This window comes from Clavibacter davisi, assembly GCF_052751415.1.
This window is the reverse complement of the sequence record NZ_CP199882.1, coordinates 641,434-654,981: the sequence shown is the minus strand read 5'-3', so window position 1 is coordinate 654,981 and position 13,548 is coordinate 641,434. Positions and strand designations below refer to the sequence as shown.

General features: G+C 75.1%; 11 protein-coding genes and 1 pseudogene. 7 read left to right on the top strand and 5 right to left on the bottom strand.

Translation table 11 applies throughout. The features are described from left to right. Positions 1–42: 42 nt before the first annotated feature. Entirely contained in the window at positions 43–1,443 is a 1,401-nt protein-coding gene (locus ACU4ZT_RS03260; protein ID WP_445337881.1) for a carboxylesterase family protein, read from the bottom strand. A gap of 151 nt (positions 1,444–1,594) precedes the next feature. Between ACU4ZT_RS03260 and ACU4ZT_RS03255 the strand changes: the two genes are divergently transcribed. The 5 genes and pseudogenes from ACU4ZT_RS03255 (at position 1,595) to ACU4ZT_RS03235 (ending at position 5,132) form a co-directional block, all read left to right on the top strand. After that, a complete protein-coding gene (locus ACU4ZT_RS03255) occupies positions 1,595–2,641 on the top strand; it encodes an NAD(P)-dependent alcohol dehydrogenase (protein ID WP_063072338.1) in 1,047 nt (348 codons plus the stop codon). Positions 2,642–2,856: 215 nt separating this feature from the next. Then, the gene (locus ACU4ZT_RS03250) at positions 2,857–3,252 is read left to right on the top strand and encodes a hypothetical protein (protein WP_270980121.1); all 396 of its coding nucleotides are present in this window, start codon (positions 2,857–2,859) and stop codon (positions 3,250–3,252) included. 80 nt (positions 3,253–3,332) lie between these two features. Continuing rightward, positions 3,333–4,082 (top strand): SAM-dependent methyltransferase, encoded by a 750-nt coding sequence (locus ACU4ZT_RS03245; RefSeq protein ID WP_063072340.1) that lies wholly within the window; start codon positions 3,333–3,335, stop codon positions 4,080–4,082. Positions 4,083–4,121: 39 nt separating this feature from the next. Continuing rightward, positions 4,122–4,461 (top strand): annotated as a pseudogene (locus ACU4ZT_RS03240) (alpha-amylase family glycosyl hydrolase); the annotation flags it as partial. A 20-nt stretch (positions 4,462–4,481) separates the two neighbouring features. After that, positions 4,482–5,132, top strand: coding sequence for a histidine phosphatase family protein (locus ACU4ZT_RS03235; RefSeq protein ID WP_445337878.1), 651 nt, complete (start codon positions 4,482–4,484; stop codon positions 5,130–5,132). 58 nt (positions 5,133–5,190) lie between these two features. On the opposite strand, the gene ACU4ZT_RS03230 is transcribed toward ACU4ZT_RS03235, so the two are convergent. The 4 genes from ACU4ZT_RS03230 to ACU4ZT_RS03215 form a co-directional block, all read right to left on the bottom strand. Then, positions 5,191–6,981, bottom strand: coding sequence for a vWA domain-containing protein (locus tag ACU4ZT_RS03230; RefSeq protein WP_445337877.1), 1,791 nt, complete (start codon positions 6,979–6,981; stop codon positions 5,191–5,193). Beyond that, positions 6,978–8,057: an ATP-binding protein gene (locus ACU4ZT_RS03225; protein WP_445337875.1), complete on the bottom strand. Its 1,080-nt coding sequence runs from the start codon at positions 8,055–8,057 to the stop codon at positions 6,978–6,980. The genes ACU4ZT_RS03230 and ACU4ZT_RS03225 overlap by 4 nt, the downstream gene beginning before the upstream one ends. A gap of 122 nt (positions 8,058–8,179) precedes the next feature. Next, positions 8,180–8,842 (bottom strand): response regulator transcription factor, encoded by a 663-nt coding sequence (locus ACU4ZT_RS03220; protein ID WP_445337873.1) that lies wholly within the window; start codon positions 8,840–8,842, stop codon positions 8,180–8,182. 26 nt (positions 8,843–8,868) lie between these two features. Further along, positions 8,869–10,443, bottom strand: coding sequence for a sensor histidine kinase (locus tag ACU4ZT_RS03215; RefSeq protein WP_445337871.1), 1,575 nt, complete (start codon positions 10,441–10,443; stop codon positions 8,869–8,871). Between the two features lie 152 nt (positions 10,444–10,595). Between ACU4ZT_RS03215 and ACU4ZT_RS03210 the strand changes: the two genes are divergently transcribed. Beyond that, positions 10,596–11,234 (top strand): hypothetical protein, encoded by a 639-nt coding sequence (locus ACU4ZT_RS03210; protein WP_445337869.1) that lies wholly within the window; start codon positions 10,596–10,598, stop codon positions 11,232–11,234. Positions 11,235–11,433: 199 nt separating this feature from the next. After that, positions 11,434–13,533: a bifunctional copper resistance protein CopD/cytochrome c oxidase assembly protein gene (locus ACU4ZT_RS03205; RefSeq protein ID WP_445337867.1), complete on the top strand. Its 2,100-nt coding sequence runs from the start codon at positions 11,434–11,436 to the stop codon at positions 13,531–13,533. Positions 13,534–13,548: the final 15 nt, after the last annotated feature.

Here is a 13,548-nt window from a genome sequence, read left to right as displayed (position 1 = left end):
GGAGGCGATCCGCGCGGCGGCGCCCGTCGTCGCGTCCGGCGATCAGCCCCGGTCGAACCGCATCCCGCAGTCGCGCGCGTCCGCATCCGCCGCCACTTCGCCCGTGCGCGCGAAGTCGCCCCAGACCTGCCGCACGGCGCGGCCGCGGGCGGCGACCTCCGGCCACGCCTCCGGGGGCACGAGCCGCATCCGGGTCCACGCGTCGCGGGTGCCGAGGATCAACGGGAGGTCGGACGTGTGGCCTGCGCCGATGGGGCTCGACGCCGGGGCCGCGCGGAGCACGTAGCGGACGGCCCGGCCGCCGGCGCGCCGGTGCCGCGCGACGAACTCGGCGACGGGCCGCGCGTAGACGCGGCGCGTGGTGGGCCGGACGACGACGCGCATCAGCACGCGACGGAGGGCCGGCCCGACCACCGGCACGGCGAGCAGCGGGCCGACCACCGGCAGCGCGGGCAGGTACATCGCGGTCTCGTCGCGGGTCGTGCCGATGAGGAGGTCGATGTGGGGCGCCGCCTCCCGCCACGCGGCGTCGCGGTCGGCCTCGGCGGGCAGCGGCGCGTGGCCGTAGCGCGGACCCCATGGGAGGCCCGCGCGGATCCCCGACGCCCACGACGCGCGCTCCGCCCGGGCCTGGCGCCGCATCACGTCGGCGAGCGGCGCGTCGGGACGGAGCCCGCGCGTGACGCGCGCCATCGTGCGGAACATGCGCTCGCGCCCGCCCGTGATCCCCACCGGCGGGCTCTGCACGATCGCCCGCCGGAAGAGGCCGCGCGCGCCGTCGCTCACCATGAGGTGCAGGATCGCGTCGCCGCCGGCCGACTGGCCCATCGCAGTGACGGATCCCGGGTCGCCGCCGAACGCGGCGATGGAGTCGCGGATCCAGCGCAGCGCCTCGATCTGGTCGAGGAGGCCCAGGTTCGCGGGCGGGGCGTCGGACGAGCCACGACCGGAACCGCCGCGACCGCCGCCGCCGCCGCCGAACCCGAGCAGCCCGAGCCGCGCGGTCACCGCGACCACGATCACGCGCTGCTCCACCACGAGCGCCCGCGGGTCGTGGATCGCGAGGTCGCCCGCGCCCGTCGTGTACCCGCCGCCGTGGAACCACGCGATCACGGGCAGCACCTCGCCGGGAGCGATGTCCGCGGGCAGCGTGACCGAGAGCCGCTGGCAGTCCTCCGAGCGCTCGATCCCGTCGAGGGCGCCCTGCATGAGCGTGTCGAGGATCCGCGACGACGGCTGCGGGCACGCGGGCGCCGGGTGCACGGCCGCGAGCACGACCGGTCGCCCGTCGGGTCCGCGCGCGGGCACCGCCGACACGGGCGGGACGCCGCGGGCCGCCGTCGCGTAAGGAATCCCGAGGTAGCGGATCACGTCGCCGTCCCGGAGCCCCGTCACCGGGCCGGATCGCGTCGATGTCGGGCCGGGGAGGGTGGGAGCGGGCATCCGGCCACGCTATCCGGCGCCCGAGGAAAAACCGCGTGGTTTCGGGGAGCCCCTCCCGCGGGCGTAGCGTCGAGGGGTACCGCATCCGAAGAGGGCGCGGCCGGATCGACCTGATCCCTCCCCTCCCCCACCGGACAGCATTAGGAGAACCATGCGCACCGTCAACGCCTACGCGGCCCCGTCCGCCACCGACCCCATCGTCAAGACCACCATCGAGCGCCGCGACGTCGGCCCGAAGGACGTCTCCATCGACATCGCCTACTCGGGCGTCTGCCACTCCGACATCCACACCGTCCGCGGCGAGTGGGGCCCCATCCAGTACCCGCAGGTCGTCGGCCACGAGATCGTCGGCCGCGTCACCGAGGTCGGCTCCGAGGTGTCCAAGCACAAGGTCGGCGACCTCGTCGGCGTCGGCTGCATGGTCAACTCCTGCAAGGAGTGCGAGCAGTGCACGGCCGGCCAGGAGCAGTACTGCCTGAAGGGCAACATCCAGACCTACGGCGGGGTGGACCCGGCCGACGGCACCATCACGCAGGGCGGCTACTCCGAGGCCGTCGTCGTCGACGAGGACTTCGTGCTCCGCGTCCCCGAGTCCCTCGACATCGAGAAGGTCGCGCCGCTGCTCTGCGCCGGCATCACCACCTACTCGCCGCTGCGCCACTGGAACGCGGGCCCCGGCACGCGCGTCGCGGTGGTCGGCATGGGCGGCCTCGGCCACATGGCCGTGAAGATCGCGCACGCCATGGGCGCCGAGGTCACCGTGCTCTCGCAGACGCTCTCCAAGAAGGAGGACGGCCTCCGCCTCGGCGCCGACCGCTACTTCGCGACGAGCGACGACTCCACGTTCACCGAGCTCGCGAGCTCGTTCGACCTGATCATCAACACGGTCTCGGCGAAGCTCGACATGAGCAAGTACATCGGCCTGCTCGCGATCGACGGCACGCTCGTCAACGTCGGCGCCCCCTCGGAGCCCCTCGAGATCCCCGCGTTCGCGCTCATCCCCGCGCGCCGCAGCTGGGCCGGATCCATGATCGGCGGCATCGCCGAGACGCAGGAGATGCTGGACTTCTGCGCCGAGCACGGCATCGTGCCCGAGACCGAGCTCATCTCGGCCGAGCAGATCAACGAGGCCTACGAGCGCGTCCTCAAGTCGGACGTGCGCTACCGCTTCGTCATCGACGCGAAGACGTTCGCGTAGTCCACGCGACACCGGAAGGCCCCGCGGATCCTCGTGATCCGCGGGGCCTTCCCGCGTCCGGGCCGATCGGGCGTCCGGTCGCGACGGTCTCGGTCCCCGCGGAGCAGCGCGTGCAGCGCGTGCAGCGCGTGCAGCGCGTGCAGCGCGTGCAGCGGGCGGATGCCGCGGCCTCGCCGCCGCGCGCCGGCGATGGAGCCGCTCACTAGGATCGGGCCGTGACCGACGCTCCCGAGGACCCGCGCACCCGCTGGCGGTCACCCTGGCTGCTCGCCGCCTTCGTGACGTGCGCCGCGATCGGGGTGCCGATCATGACGGCCGCGTGGACCGCGATCCCGTTCGCCAACGAGGAGGACTCCGAGTCCGCACGGCACGGCTTCGCCCCCTCGGGCCCCGGCCTCCTCATCGTCACGCTCGTCTTCATCGCGATGGCGCACCTAGTGGGATGGGGGCTGCTGCGGGGGATCGCGAGCGGCGCCCCGGGTGGTTCACGGCGGCACACCATGCTGGCCCTGTGGACGGCCGCCGCCGTGTCGGCCGCGGGGCTCGTCGGCGCGCTCGCGCTGACGGGCGGGCAGCTCTTCGCCCCGTACCCGCGCCCGTTCATCCCCTGACGCGCGCCTGCGCGACGGGCGGAGGGGCGGCGGATCCTCGGCGCGCGCCGCCCATCGGAGCGCGCCCCTAGGCTCGCCGGATGGACAGAGACCGGATCAGCGACCTCGCCCACGCCGACCACCCCATCGCCTCGCCGCTGGGCGACGACAGCGTCGATCGGCTCCTCGACGCCGCGGTCGCCGGGCGGAGCAGCGTCCTCGACCTGGGCTGCGGCGACGGCACGTGGCTCCTGCGGGCCCTGCGCCGGGATCCGACGCTGACGGCGGTCGGGGTCGATCACTCCGACGCGGGCTTCGGCCGGGTGCGCGCGCAGGCCGAGCGCGAGGGCCTCGCCGACCGCCTCACGCTCGTCTGCGCCGACGCGAGCATGTGGAGCTCCCCCGACCGGTTCGACGTCGTGCTCAGCGTGGGCGCGACGCACGCCTTCGGCGGCCTCGAGCCGACCCTCGCCGCGATGGACGGGCATCTGCGTCCGGGCGGCCGCGCGCTCGTCGGCGAGTGCTTCTGGGAGCGGGAGCCGACCCCGCGGGTGCTGGAGCTGCTCGGCTCCGAGCCCGAGGACTACGACGACCTCGCCGCCACCGTGGAGCGCGTCGCCGCGGACGGGTGGATCCCGCTGCAGGGCCACGTCAGCACCCTGCGGGAGTGGGACGACTACGAGTGGTCGTGGACGGGAGCGCTCGCCCGGTGGGCGCTCGAGCACCCCGACGACCCCGACCGCGAGCAGGTGCTGACCGCGTCGGTCGAGCACCGACGCGCGTGGCTGGACGGGTACCGCGGCACGCTCGGCTTCCTCACCCTGGTGCTGGGCCGGCCGCTCGCGCGCTGATCCTCAGCGCGGCAGGTCGGCGTGGACCACACGCGCCCCGCCGAGGCGCTGATCGCCGAGGCGCACGCCCTCGGGATGCGGGTGCTGCTCGACATCGTGCCCGACCACACGTCCGACGCGCACCCCTGGTTCCGGGCGGCGCTCGCCGGCGACCCGGCGGCCCGCGCCCGCTACCTGTTCCGCGACGGGACGGACGCCGACGGCCGCCCCGGCCCTGGTACCTGCACATGTTCGCTCCCGAGCAGCCGGGCCTCGACTGGTCGAACCCCGAGGTGCACGCGGAGTTCGTCGACGTGCTGCGCTTCTGGTTCGACCGCGGCGTGGACGGCTTCCGGGTCGGTGTCGCCCACGGCTCGCGAAGGCGGAGGGCCTGCCCGACGCCCGCGATAGCGTCGGGGCATGCGCCTGATCCTGATCCGACACGGCCAGACCCCCTCCAACGTGCGGGGCGTCCTCGACACCCGCATCCCCGGCCCCGGCCTCACCGACCTCGGGCGCGAGCAGGCCGCGCGTCTCCCGGAGACCCTGCGGGACGCGCGGATCGGGGCGCTGTACGTCTCGACCATGCGCCGCACCCACGAGACGGCCGCGCCCCTCGCGCAGGCGCTCGGCCTCACGCCGGTCGAGCGGGCGGGCATCCGCGAGATCGCCGCGGGCGGGCTCGAGATGCGCGGCGACCGCGCGTCGGTCGCGGAGTACCTGGAGACGATGATCCGCTGGGTGGGCGGCGAGGACGACCTGCGCCTGGCGGACGGCGAGACCGGCCGCGAGTTCGCCGCGCGGTACGACGCCGTGGTCGCCGAGGCGGAGGCGACCGGGCACGGCACGGTGGCGCTCGTCAGCCACGGCGCCGCCATCCGCTGCTGGTCGGGCATGCGGGCGCGCGGCCTCGACGCGGCCTTCGTGGCCGACCACGAGCTGGAGAACACGGGCGTCGTGGTGCTCGAGGGATCCGGCGCGGACTGGACCCTGGAGTCGTGGGAGGGCGAGCCCACCGGCGGCGTCGGCGGCGACGCCCCGTCCGGGCCGGCCGGCGAGCCGCGGCCCTAGGCGGCCCGACCGGCGAGCCGCACGGCGCGCGTGGTCGGCCCGGTAGATCCGCGCGCCCTCACGAGAACCGGAACACCGGCCCCTTCGGGCGGAACGGCAGCGAGGCGCCCGCCGGGATCAGGAAGGCATGGTCGCGCCGGATCCGCACGACGTCGATGGCCCCGTCGGTGATCACCAGGATCGGCCCGTCCTCGGGGAAGTCGGCCGCCCGCTCGAGCAGGTGGATGCCCGGCTGCAGCACCGTGCCGCCGCGCCCCCGCACGCGCACGCGTCCCGCGATGTCGTCCACGTCGAGGTACCCGGCGTCGTAGGCCGCGGCGTCGCAGAACACCACGCGCGCGGCGGGCACGTCGTGGGCGCGCGCGTACGACGCGATGGCGCCGAGGGCCTTCCCGAGCAGGCGGACGTCCATGGATCCGGAGGTGTCGAGGACGACCCCGAACGTGCGCTGGGCGGTCGGCACCTCGGGCGTCAGCCAGCCGGGTCGCGGGATGTCCGGCGTCGCCGCCTGCCGTCGCGACGGCCGGGCGTAGGTCTGCACCGGCTCCAGCGCGGGGAACATCTCCTCGAACCACCGGGCGAGCTCGACGTCCCAGCGGAGGGGCGGCTGCGCGAGCGCGCGGATCTCCGCCACCAGCGCCGAGGGGAGGTGCCCGCGCCCCTCGGCCAGGTGCAGGTCGAGCCCCGAGCCGAGCGACCGGCGGAGCAGCTCGTCGAGGTCGACCGCGGACCCGGCGCTCGCGACCCGTCCGCCGGAGTCGAGGACGTCGGGCTGGGCGCGGCCGCGCAGGGTCGCCATCCTGCGGTACCGGCGCGCGTCCGTCGCGATGCGGTCGTAGACCTCCTCGCTCGACAGCCCGGCGAACTGCGGATCGTGGAGGAGGCCGGCCGGCATCTCCCCCACGCCTATCTCGAGCAGCCAGCCGTTGATCACGAAGTCGGTCGCGAGGTTGAAGAGGAAGGGGTCGCGCCCGCCCACGCGCGCGTGGTGGGACAGCGCGGCGTGCAGCGTCTCGTGCGCCAGGATGAAGCGCCACTCCTGCTCGGAGTGCACGGCGAGCGGGTTCACGTACAGCTCGCCGGCGACCGGATCCACCGCCGCGATGGGGATGTCCCACCCGCGCGCGAGCTCGGCGTCGGCGACGAGGGTCAGGGTGGACGTGGTCGCGCCGAGCAGCGGGTACGCCGACAGGAACCAGCGCCGCGCGCGCTCCCAGGGCGGCAGCGGCGCGGAGGGGTCGTGGAGGGAGCGCCGGGCCCCGCCGGCGACGTCCATGGCGGCCGTCACCGCGTCGGTGAGCCCGTAGGCGAAGAGCTGCGGCCAGTCGGGCGGGCTGCCATACGCGCGTCGGCCCCGCGTGACGCACGATGCCGCGCCCGCGGTGCCGCACGTCTCGAGCCCCGACGGGACGCCCGACAGCCGCCACTCCGCGACGAGGCGCTCGGGCGCGCCGACGGGCCAGAGGACGGGGAGCGCGAACGGGCTGCGCCCGAACTTGAGGGAGGCGAGGAAGCGGTCCACCTCGACGTCGGCCGCGGTCGCCTCCACCCGGGAGGAGGACGGCGGGCGCGGATCGAGGTGGCCGAACCCCAGGTGCAGCACCAGGTGCGCGAACACCCACGCCCACTCCTCCGCGCTCGCCCGGCGCACGGGGTCGACCACGATGTCGCACGTCTCGGAGTCGATCTGCGCCCACCCGTCGTCCGGGCGCACGTTCGCGTGCCGGACCAGCGACAGCTCCTCCGCGATGTGGGCGAACATGGGGTGCCGGCGCACGCTGCTCCAGCCGAGCATCACCGCCGCGAGACCCGGGTCCTTCGGTCCCGTCGAGTTCCTCCGGGGCGTCACGCCGAGCGCTTCTCCGCCAGCCGGGGCACGTCCCGCACGAGCTCGACGAGGAACCAGGCGGGCAGGGTCGGCGCGCCCGTGTCGTCCGGCGCGACCACGATCTGCGCGATCTCGAGCGAGAGGTCGGCCAGCTCGATCAGCAGGCCCTTGGCGCGGATCGCGAACTGCCGCCCGGCCGGCGACGCGTGGCTCATGTCGGCGGGGAGGTCCTTCGCCAGCCGGGCCCGGAACGAGAGGGCGTGGAAGTGCAGGAGGTCGCGGTCGGCGACCTCCGCCGGCCAGCGCAGGTCGCCGCGGAGGATGGCCTCGAGGTCGTACGCCCGCGCGCGCATCTTCCACCAGGCAGCGAACGACGCCGCGTGCGACGCCGAGACGCAGCCGGCGGCGAGCATCGCGACGACGTCCGGGTCGGGATCCTCGCCCCACGACGTGAGCGCGTCGGCCAGCGCGTGCCACGACCTGGGCGTGGAGAACGCCTCCTCGGTCTTCGGCGGCTCGACGTGCAGGTGGTCGGGCCGCTGGGTGACGTACTCCACCACCGCCGGATGGATCTGCGCGTCCACGGCCCACGCGAGCCAGTCGTCCACCGACGAGCGCAGGTGCACGTGCACGAACCGGTTGACGAGCGGCGCGGGCATCGGCTTGATCGCGGCCTGGTCGGTCGCGCGGTTGCCCGCCGCGATGACGACGCTGCCGGTCGGCAGGCGGTGGTCGCCGACCCGGCCCGTGAGGACCAGCGAGTACAACGACTTCTGCACCTCGGGCCGGGCCCCGTTGAGCTCGTCGAGGAACAGCACGAACGGCTCGGTGCGCACGAGCAGCTCGGGAGGGGCGAACCGGGAGAAGGTCACGCCGTCCTCGCGCGTGACGAGCTGCGGCACGCCCGCGACGTCCTCCGGCGCCAGCTGGGTCGCCATCAGGGTGACGCAGTCCATGCCCAGTTCGCGCGCGAAGGCCTCGACCATGGTCGACTTCCCGATGCCCGGAGCGCCCCACAGGTGCACGGGACGCGCCAGCGAGACGCGGAGGAGGACGTCCGGCAGCTGGGCCGGGGTGATCGGGTGGAGGGCGCGCACGGGACATCCTCCCGTGTCGGGTGCGGGCGCCTCCGTGGCGTTCCACACGCGCGGTCGGCGGGCCTCCGCGGGCGCGAGCCGTCAGCCCGGTCGAGCCGTCAGCCGTCAGCCCGGTCGAGCCGTCAGCCGAGGTACGCCAGCACCGCGAGCACCCGCCGGTGGTCCTCGCCCGTGTCCTCCAGGCCGAGCTTCGCGAAGATGCTCGTCACGTGCTTCTCGACCGCGCCCGTGCCGATGACGAGCGCCCGCCCGATCGCCGGGTTGGTGCGGCCCTCGGCCATCAGCCCGAGCACCTCGAGCTCGCGCGGCGTGAGGGCGCTGAGGGGATCGCGTCGTCGGGCCATCAGCTGGGTCACCACCTCGGGGTCGAGCACGGTGCCGCCGGACGCGACGCGGCGCACGGCGTCGTCGATCTCCTCCAGGCGCGTCACCCGGTCCTTGAGCAGGTAGCCGATCCCGGCGGTGCCGCTGCGGAACACCTCCTCGGCGTACGCGGCCTCCACGTACTGGGAGAGCAGCAGCACGCCGATCCCCGGCACGCGGCGGCGGGCCTCGACCGTCGCGCGGATGCCCTCGTCGGTGTACGACGGCGGCATGCGGACGTCCATCACCACCACGTCGGGGGCGTCGTCGGCGAGCGCGGCGAGGAAGGCATCCGCGTCCTTGTACTGGGCGACCACGTCGATCCCGGCCTCCACGAGCACCCGCGCGAGCCCCTCCCGGAGCAGCACCGCGTCGTCGACCACGATGGCCCGGATGCGCGCTGCATCCGGGCCGTCGTCCATGGCCCCGATCGTATCGAGCGGGCGGGTCACGCGGCGGGCGGGGCGGCGATCGCGCCGTCGGATCCCGTGCCGTCGGCGGCCGACCCGGCCGCGGCGGTGCGCGGGTCGGTCGGCACGCCGTTCAGCGCGACGAGCGGCACGCGCGCGGTGATGCGCGTCGGTCCGCCGGCGGGGCTGGAGATGCTGACGTCGCCGTCGAGGGCGCCGAGCCGACCGAGGAGCCCCTCGAGCCCGTGGCCCTCCTGGACGGACGCGCCGCCCTGCCCGTCATCCGTCACGCGGGCGGCCAGCACCCGGTCGCCGTCGAGGTCGCTCACGAGCGCCAGCGTCACGTCGGCCCGGGTCGCGCCCGAGTGCTTCGCGACGTTGGTGAGCAGCTCGCTGACGGTGAAGTACAGGTTCCGCTCGACCTCGGTCGGCAGCGCCAGGCTCTCGGGGAGCTGCACGTCGAGCGCCACGGGGACCGTCGAGCGGGACGCGAGCGCCTCGAGGGCGGCCACCAGCCCGCGGTCGAGGAGGATCGGCGGGGCGAACCCGCGGGACAGCGCGCGCAGCTCCTCGAGCGTGTCGTGGGCGTGGGCGGACGCCTCGGCGATGAGCGTGCGGGCGCGCTCGGGATCCGCGTCCAGCGCGCGCTCGGCGGCCGCGAGGTCCATGCGGAGGCGCACGAGCCGCTGCTGCGGACCGTCGTGCAGGTCGCGCTCGATCTGGCGGAGCGTCTGCCCCTCGGCCGTGACGGCGCCGGCGCGGGACCGCTCGAGGCCCTGCACCCGGCGCTCGAGGGCGTCGGACCGGAAGCCGCCGAGGAGGGCGTGGTCGGTCCAGTAGTGGGCGAGCGTGGCGCCGCGGGTCCAGAGGGGCAGGAGCACGACGGACAGGATCATCGTCACGCCCGAGAGCACGAACGCCAGCGTCCAGGTGCGCGCGGGGTCGTAGCCGAAGCGCTCGAGGAGCAGGTTGATCTGCCAGCCCTGCGCCAGCACCGCGATCCCGCCGAGGGCCGGCGCGATGAACCCGAGCGCCAGGAGGACGCCCGCGCCGAGCGTGACGATGGCCACGACCGGGTACACGACGACCGCGTGCAGCAGGTACAGCCAGTAGTGCGGATTCGCGACCGCCGAGAGGAGGCGCATGGCGCGGTTCTGCGTCCAGCGCGGGGTCCAGTCGACCGGCCGGATCGGCCGCGGCTCGGCCCACCCGATGCGGACCCGCTCCACCGCCCCCAGCCCGCGCGCCGCGAACAGCGACCCGAAGAGCACGACGGAGAGCGCCAGGGCAGCGAACAGGCCGGACGCCGACCACAGGAGCTCGCTGATCAGGCTGAAGACGATGTTGGGGAGCGCGAGGTAGACCGTGGCGCACAGGATCCCGGTCAGGAGCATGTAGCCGATGTCGCGGGGGAAGCGCCGCCAGGCGGAGGAGTAGAGGGAGCGGCGGCGCGCGACGGGCGGGGCCGCGTCGTCCGGGTCCACGTCGTCGCTCCCGCCCGCGGCGTCGGACGGGGGACCGCCGGCGTCGGACGCGTCGGCGGCGTCGGGCAGGAGCTCTTCGGATGGCACGGGCGTCGATTCGGCCTCGGTGGTGGGCGGTGTCGTGTTCATGATCCCAGCCTCGCGAGCGACGGGCACGTGGCCCATCCTGCTCGCTCCCGGATCGAGGTGGGGTATGCCCCCGTGCGGCGGGCGCGGGCGCGGGCCGCGGAGCCGACGTCGCCCATCGTCTCCCCGGAAGCCGCACCTAGGCTGTTCTGCAAATGAGGGAACCGAGGACGCCGGCGATGGCCGGGCGGGGCACGCGCGTCGCACGCGGCGCCGTCACGGCCGCCTTCGCGATCCTCGTGTCGATGCTGTCGCACCTCGCCGGCGGCGGCCCCGTCCCGGGAGCGGTCGGCCTCGTCGTCGCGGCGGCGCTCGCGCTGCCGACGTGCGTGCTGCTCGCCGGCCGCACCGTGTCGACCGGGCGGCTCGCGGTCGCCGTCGCGTGCAGCCAGGCGGTCCTGCACCTCCTCTTCACCGTCGGCGCCCCGACCACGACGACCCTGCAGGTCGTCGGCGGGCGCCACGGCATGGGCGGGCACGTCGTGAGCGCCGGCGGGGCCGCGGCCGGCGCCGGCGACATGGGCGGCATGCACCACGGATCCGCGATGTGGGTCGCGCACCTGCTCGCCGCCGTCCTCACGATCGTGGCGCTCCGCTCCGGCGAGCGCGCCTTCTGGGACCTCGTCGCGCTCGCGCGCACGAGCCTCCGCGCGCTGATCCTCGTGGCCGCGCTCGACGTCGTGCCGCGCGCCGAGGTGCGCCACCGCGTCGCGCGCGCGATGCGCCCGGAGATCCGCGACCTCGGCGTCTGCGTCGCCGCGTCGCCCCACCGCGGGCCACCCGCCGCGGCCTGAACCGGCCCCGGTCCGGCGCGCTCCCGCGCGCCCCGACGACGCACGACGCCTCCCGGCGCCGTGCCCTCGCGCGTCCTCGGACGCGCACCCCGACGCGCCCGCGCCCTCCGCGACCCGGCAGATCCGACCCGCTCGGATCGCCCACCCGGAGAGCCGCCGTCCCGCCGCGCCCGATCCCGGCGCCCACCCAGGACACCCCATGCCCCCACGCTCCGCCCTGCCCTCCCCAGATCCGGTCACCGACCACGACCGCCCCGATCCCGACGACCCCGTCTTCGTGCCCCGCACGCTGACCGTCCCGCGCATCCGCGCCCGCCCCGCGCTGCTCTGGGCGTGCCTCCCGCTCGCCGTCGCCGTGACGCTGGCCGCCGCCGCCTTCACGGGCGCCACCACGCGGACGCTGCTGGTGGATCCCGGCGACGTCGTCACCTACGGCCTGCCCGTCGCGCGCGTCATCCACGACGCCGCCGCCGCCGTGACCATCGGCCTGCTCGTGGTCGCCGCGTTCGCGCTGCCCGGGCAGCGGAAGCACCCCGGGATGGCGAGCTTCGCGCAGTGGCGGGCGACCCGCTGGGCGACCCGCGCCGCCGCCGTGTGGCTCGCCGCCAGCATCGCCGTGCTCGCCCTCTCGGGCGCGAACGTGATCGGCGTCCCGCTCACCTCCCCGACCTTCCGGGGCCAGCTCGGCTACTTCGCGTTCCAGCTCGAGCTCGGCCAGACCCTGCTCGCGTCGCTGGTGTGCGTGGCCGTCGCGTTCGGCATCAGCGCGTGGACGCGGAGCGTCTCCGGCATCGGCGTGGCCGCGGCCGTCGCCCTCGCCTCGCTGCTCCCGCTCTCGCTGTCGGGCCACGCCGCGGGCACGTACGAGCACGCGAACGCGGTGGACAGCCTCGGGATCCACCTCGTCGGCGTCACCGTGTGGGCCGGCGGGCTGGTCGCGGTGATCCTCTGCCAGAAGCTCACGAAGGGCGCGCTGCCCGCGGTCGTCGCCCGCTACTCGACGCTCGCCGGATGGGCGTTCGTCGCGGTCGCGCTGTCGGGGATCGTCAACGCGTCGCTCCGCATCGGCACGCCGCTCGACCTCATCACGACGCCGTACGGGCTCCTGCTCCTCGTGAAGACGGCGATCCTCGTGGCGCTCGGCGTCGCCGGGTTCGCGCACCGCCGGATCCTCATCCCGGGGCTCGTCCGCGACGCGACCCGGCGGACGGCGTTCCTCCGCCTCGCGGTCGGCGAGGTCGTCGTGATGTCCGTGGCGATGGGCGTCTCGGTGGCGCTCTCGCGCAGCGCCCCGCCCGTGCCGCAGACGACCATCGCCGACGTCGACCCGCTCGCGTCGCTCATCGGCTTCACCTTCCCCGACCCCGTGACGCCGCTCCGGATGCTGACCGCCGTCCACCCGGACTTCCTGTTCCTCGGGGTCGCCGCGGTCATGGCCGGGCTCTACCTCGTCGCGGTGCGGCGCCTCCGCCGGCGCGGCGACGCCTGGTCGGGCACGCGCACGGTGCCGTGGCTGCTCGGCTGCGCGATGCTCGTCTACGCCACGAGCGGCGGGCCCGCCGTGTACGGGGCGGTGCACTTCAGCACCCACATGATCCAGCACATGATGCTGATGATGTACGTGCCGCCGCTGCTCGTGCTCGGCGCCCCCGTGCTCCTGCTGCTGCGCGCGCTGCCGGCCCGGAAGGACGCCAGCCGCGGCGTGCGCGAGTGGGTGCTCGCCGCGACGCACTCCCGGTACTCGCGCCTGGTGACGAACCCGATCGTCGCCGCGGTCGTCTTCGCCGGCAGCCTCGTGGCCTTCTACTACACGCCGTGGTTCGAGTGGTCGCTCGCCACCCACCAGGGCCACATGCTGATGACCGTCCACTTCCTGATCAGCGGGTACCTCTTCTTCTTCGTGCTCATCGGGGTGGATCCGGGCCCCACGCGCCCGCCGTACCCGATCCGGCTGATGCTCCTGCTCGCCACCATGGCGTTCCACGCGTTCTTCGGCCTCGCGATCATGTCGGGCACGCAGATCCTCGCGATCGACTGGTGGCACCAGCTCGGCCTCGCGACCGACGCGCAGCTGCTCGCCGACCAGGCTGCGGGCGGCGGCATCGCGTGGGGCGCGGGCGAGCTGCCCGTCGTGCTCGTGGCGCTCATGGTCGTGCGGCAGTGGTCCGGATCCGAGCAGCGCGCCGCCACCCGCTACGACCGGGCGGCCGCCCGCGACGGCGACGCCGAGCTCCGCGCCTACAACGCGCGGCTGTCCGCGCTCGACGAGCGCGCCGACGAGCGGCGGCCGACGCCGTGATCCGCCGCGCGCGCG

Excerpts from the sequence above, each read along its gene's own strand:
- ACU4ZT_RS03235 (WP_445337878.1), top strand. The coding sequence starts at position 4,482 with ATGCGCCTGATCCTGATCCGACACGGCCAGACCCCCTCCAACGTGCGG.
- ACU4ZT_RS03260 (WP_445337881.1), bottom strand. The coding sequence starts at position 1,443 with ATGCCCGCTCCCACCCTCCCCGGCCCGACATCGACGCGATCCGGCCCG.
- ACU4ZT_RS03205 (WP_445337867.1), top strand. The coding sequence starts at position 11,434 with ATGCCCCCACGCTCCGCCCTGCCCTCCCCAGATCCGGTCACCGACCAC.
- ACU4ZT_RS03215 (WP_445337871.1), bottom strand. The coding sequence starts at position 10,443 with ATGAACACGACACCGCCCACCACCGAGGCCGAATCGACGCCCGTGCCA.
- ACU4ZT_RS03210 (WP_445337869.1), top strand. The coding sequence starts at position 10,596 with ATGAGGGAACCGAGGACGCCGGCGATGGCCGGGCGGGGCACGCGCGTC.
- ACU4ZT_RS03245 (WP_063072340.1), top strand. The coding sequence starts at position 3,333 with ATGGACAGAGACCGGATCAGCGACCTCGCCCACGCCGACCACCCCATC.
- ACU4ZT_RS03255 (WP_063072338.1), top strand. The coding sequence starts at position 1,595 with ATGCGCACCGTCAACGCCTACGCGGCCCCGTCCGCCACCGACCCCATC.
- ACU4ZT_RS03220 (WP_445337873.1), bottom strand. The coding sequence starts at position 8,842 with ATGGACGACGGCCCGGATGCAGCGCGCATCCGGGCCATCGTGGTCGAC.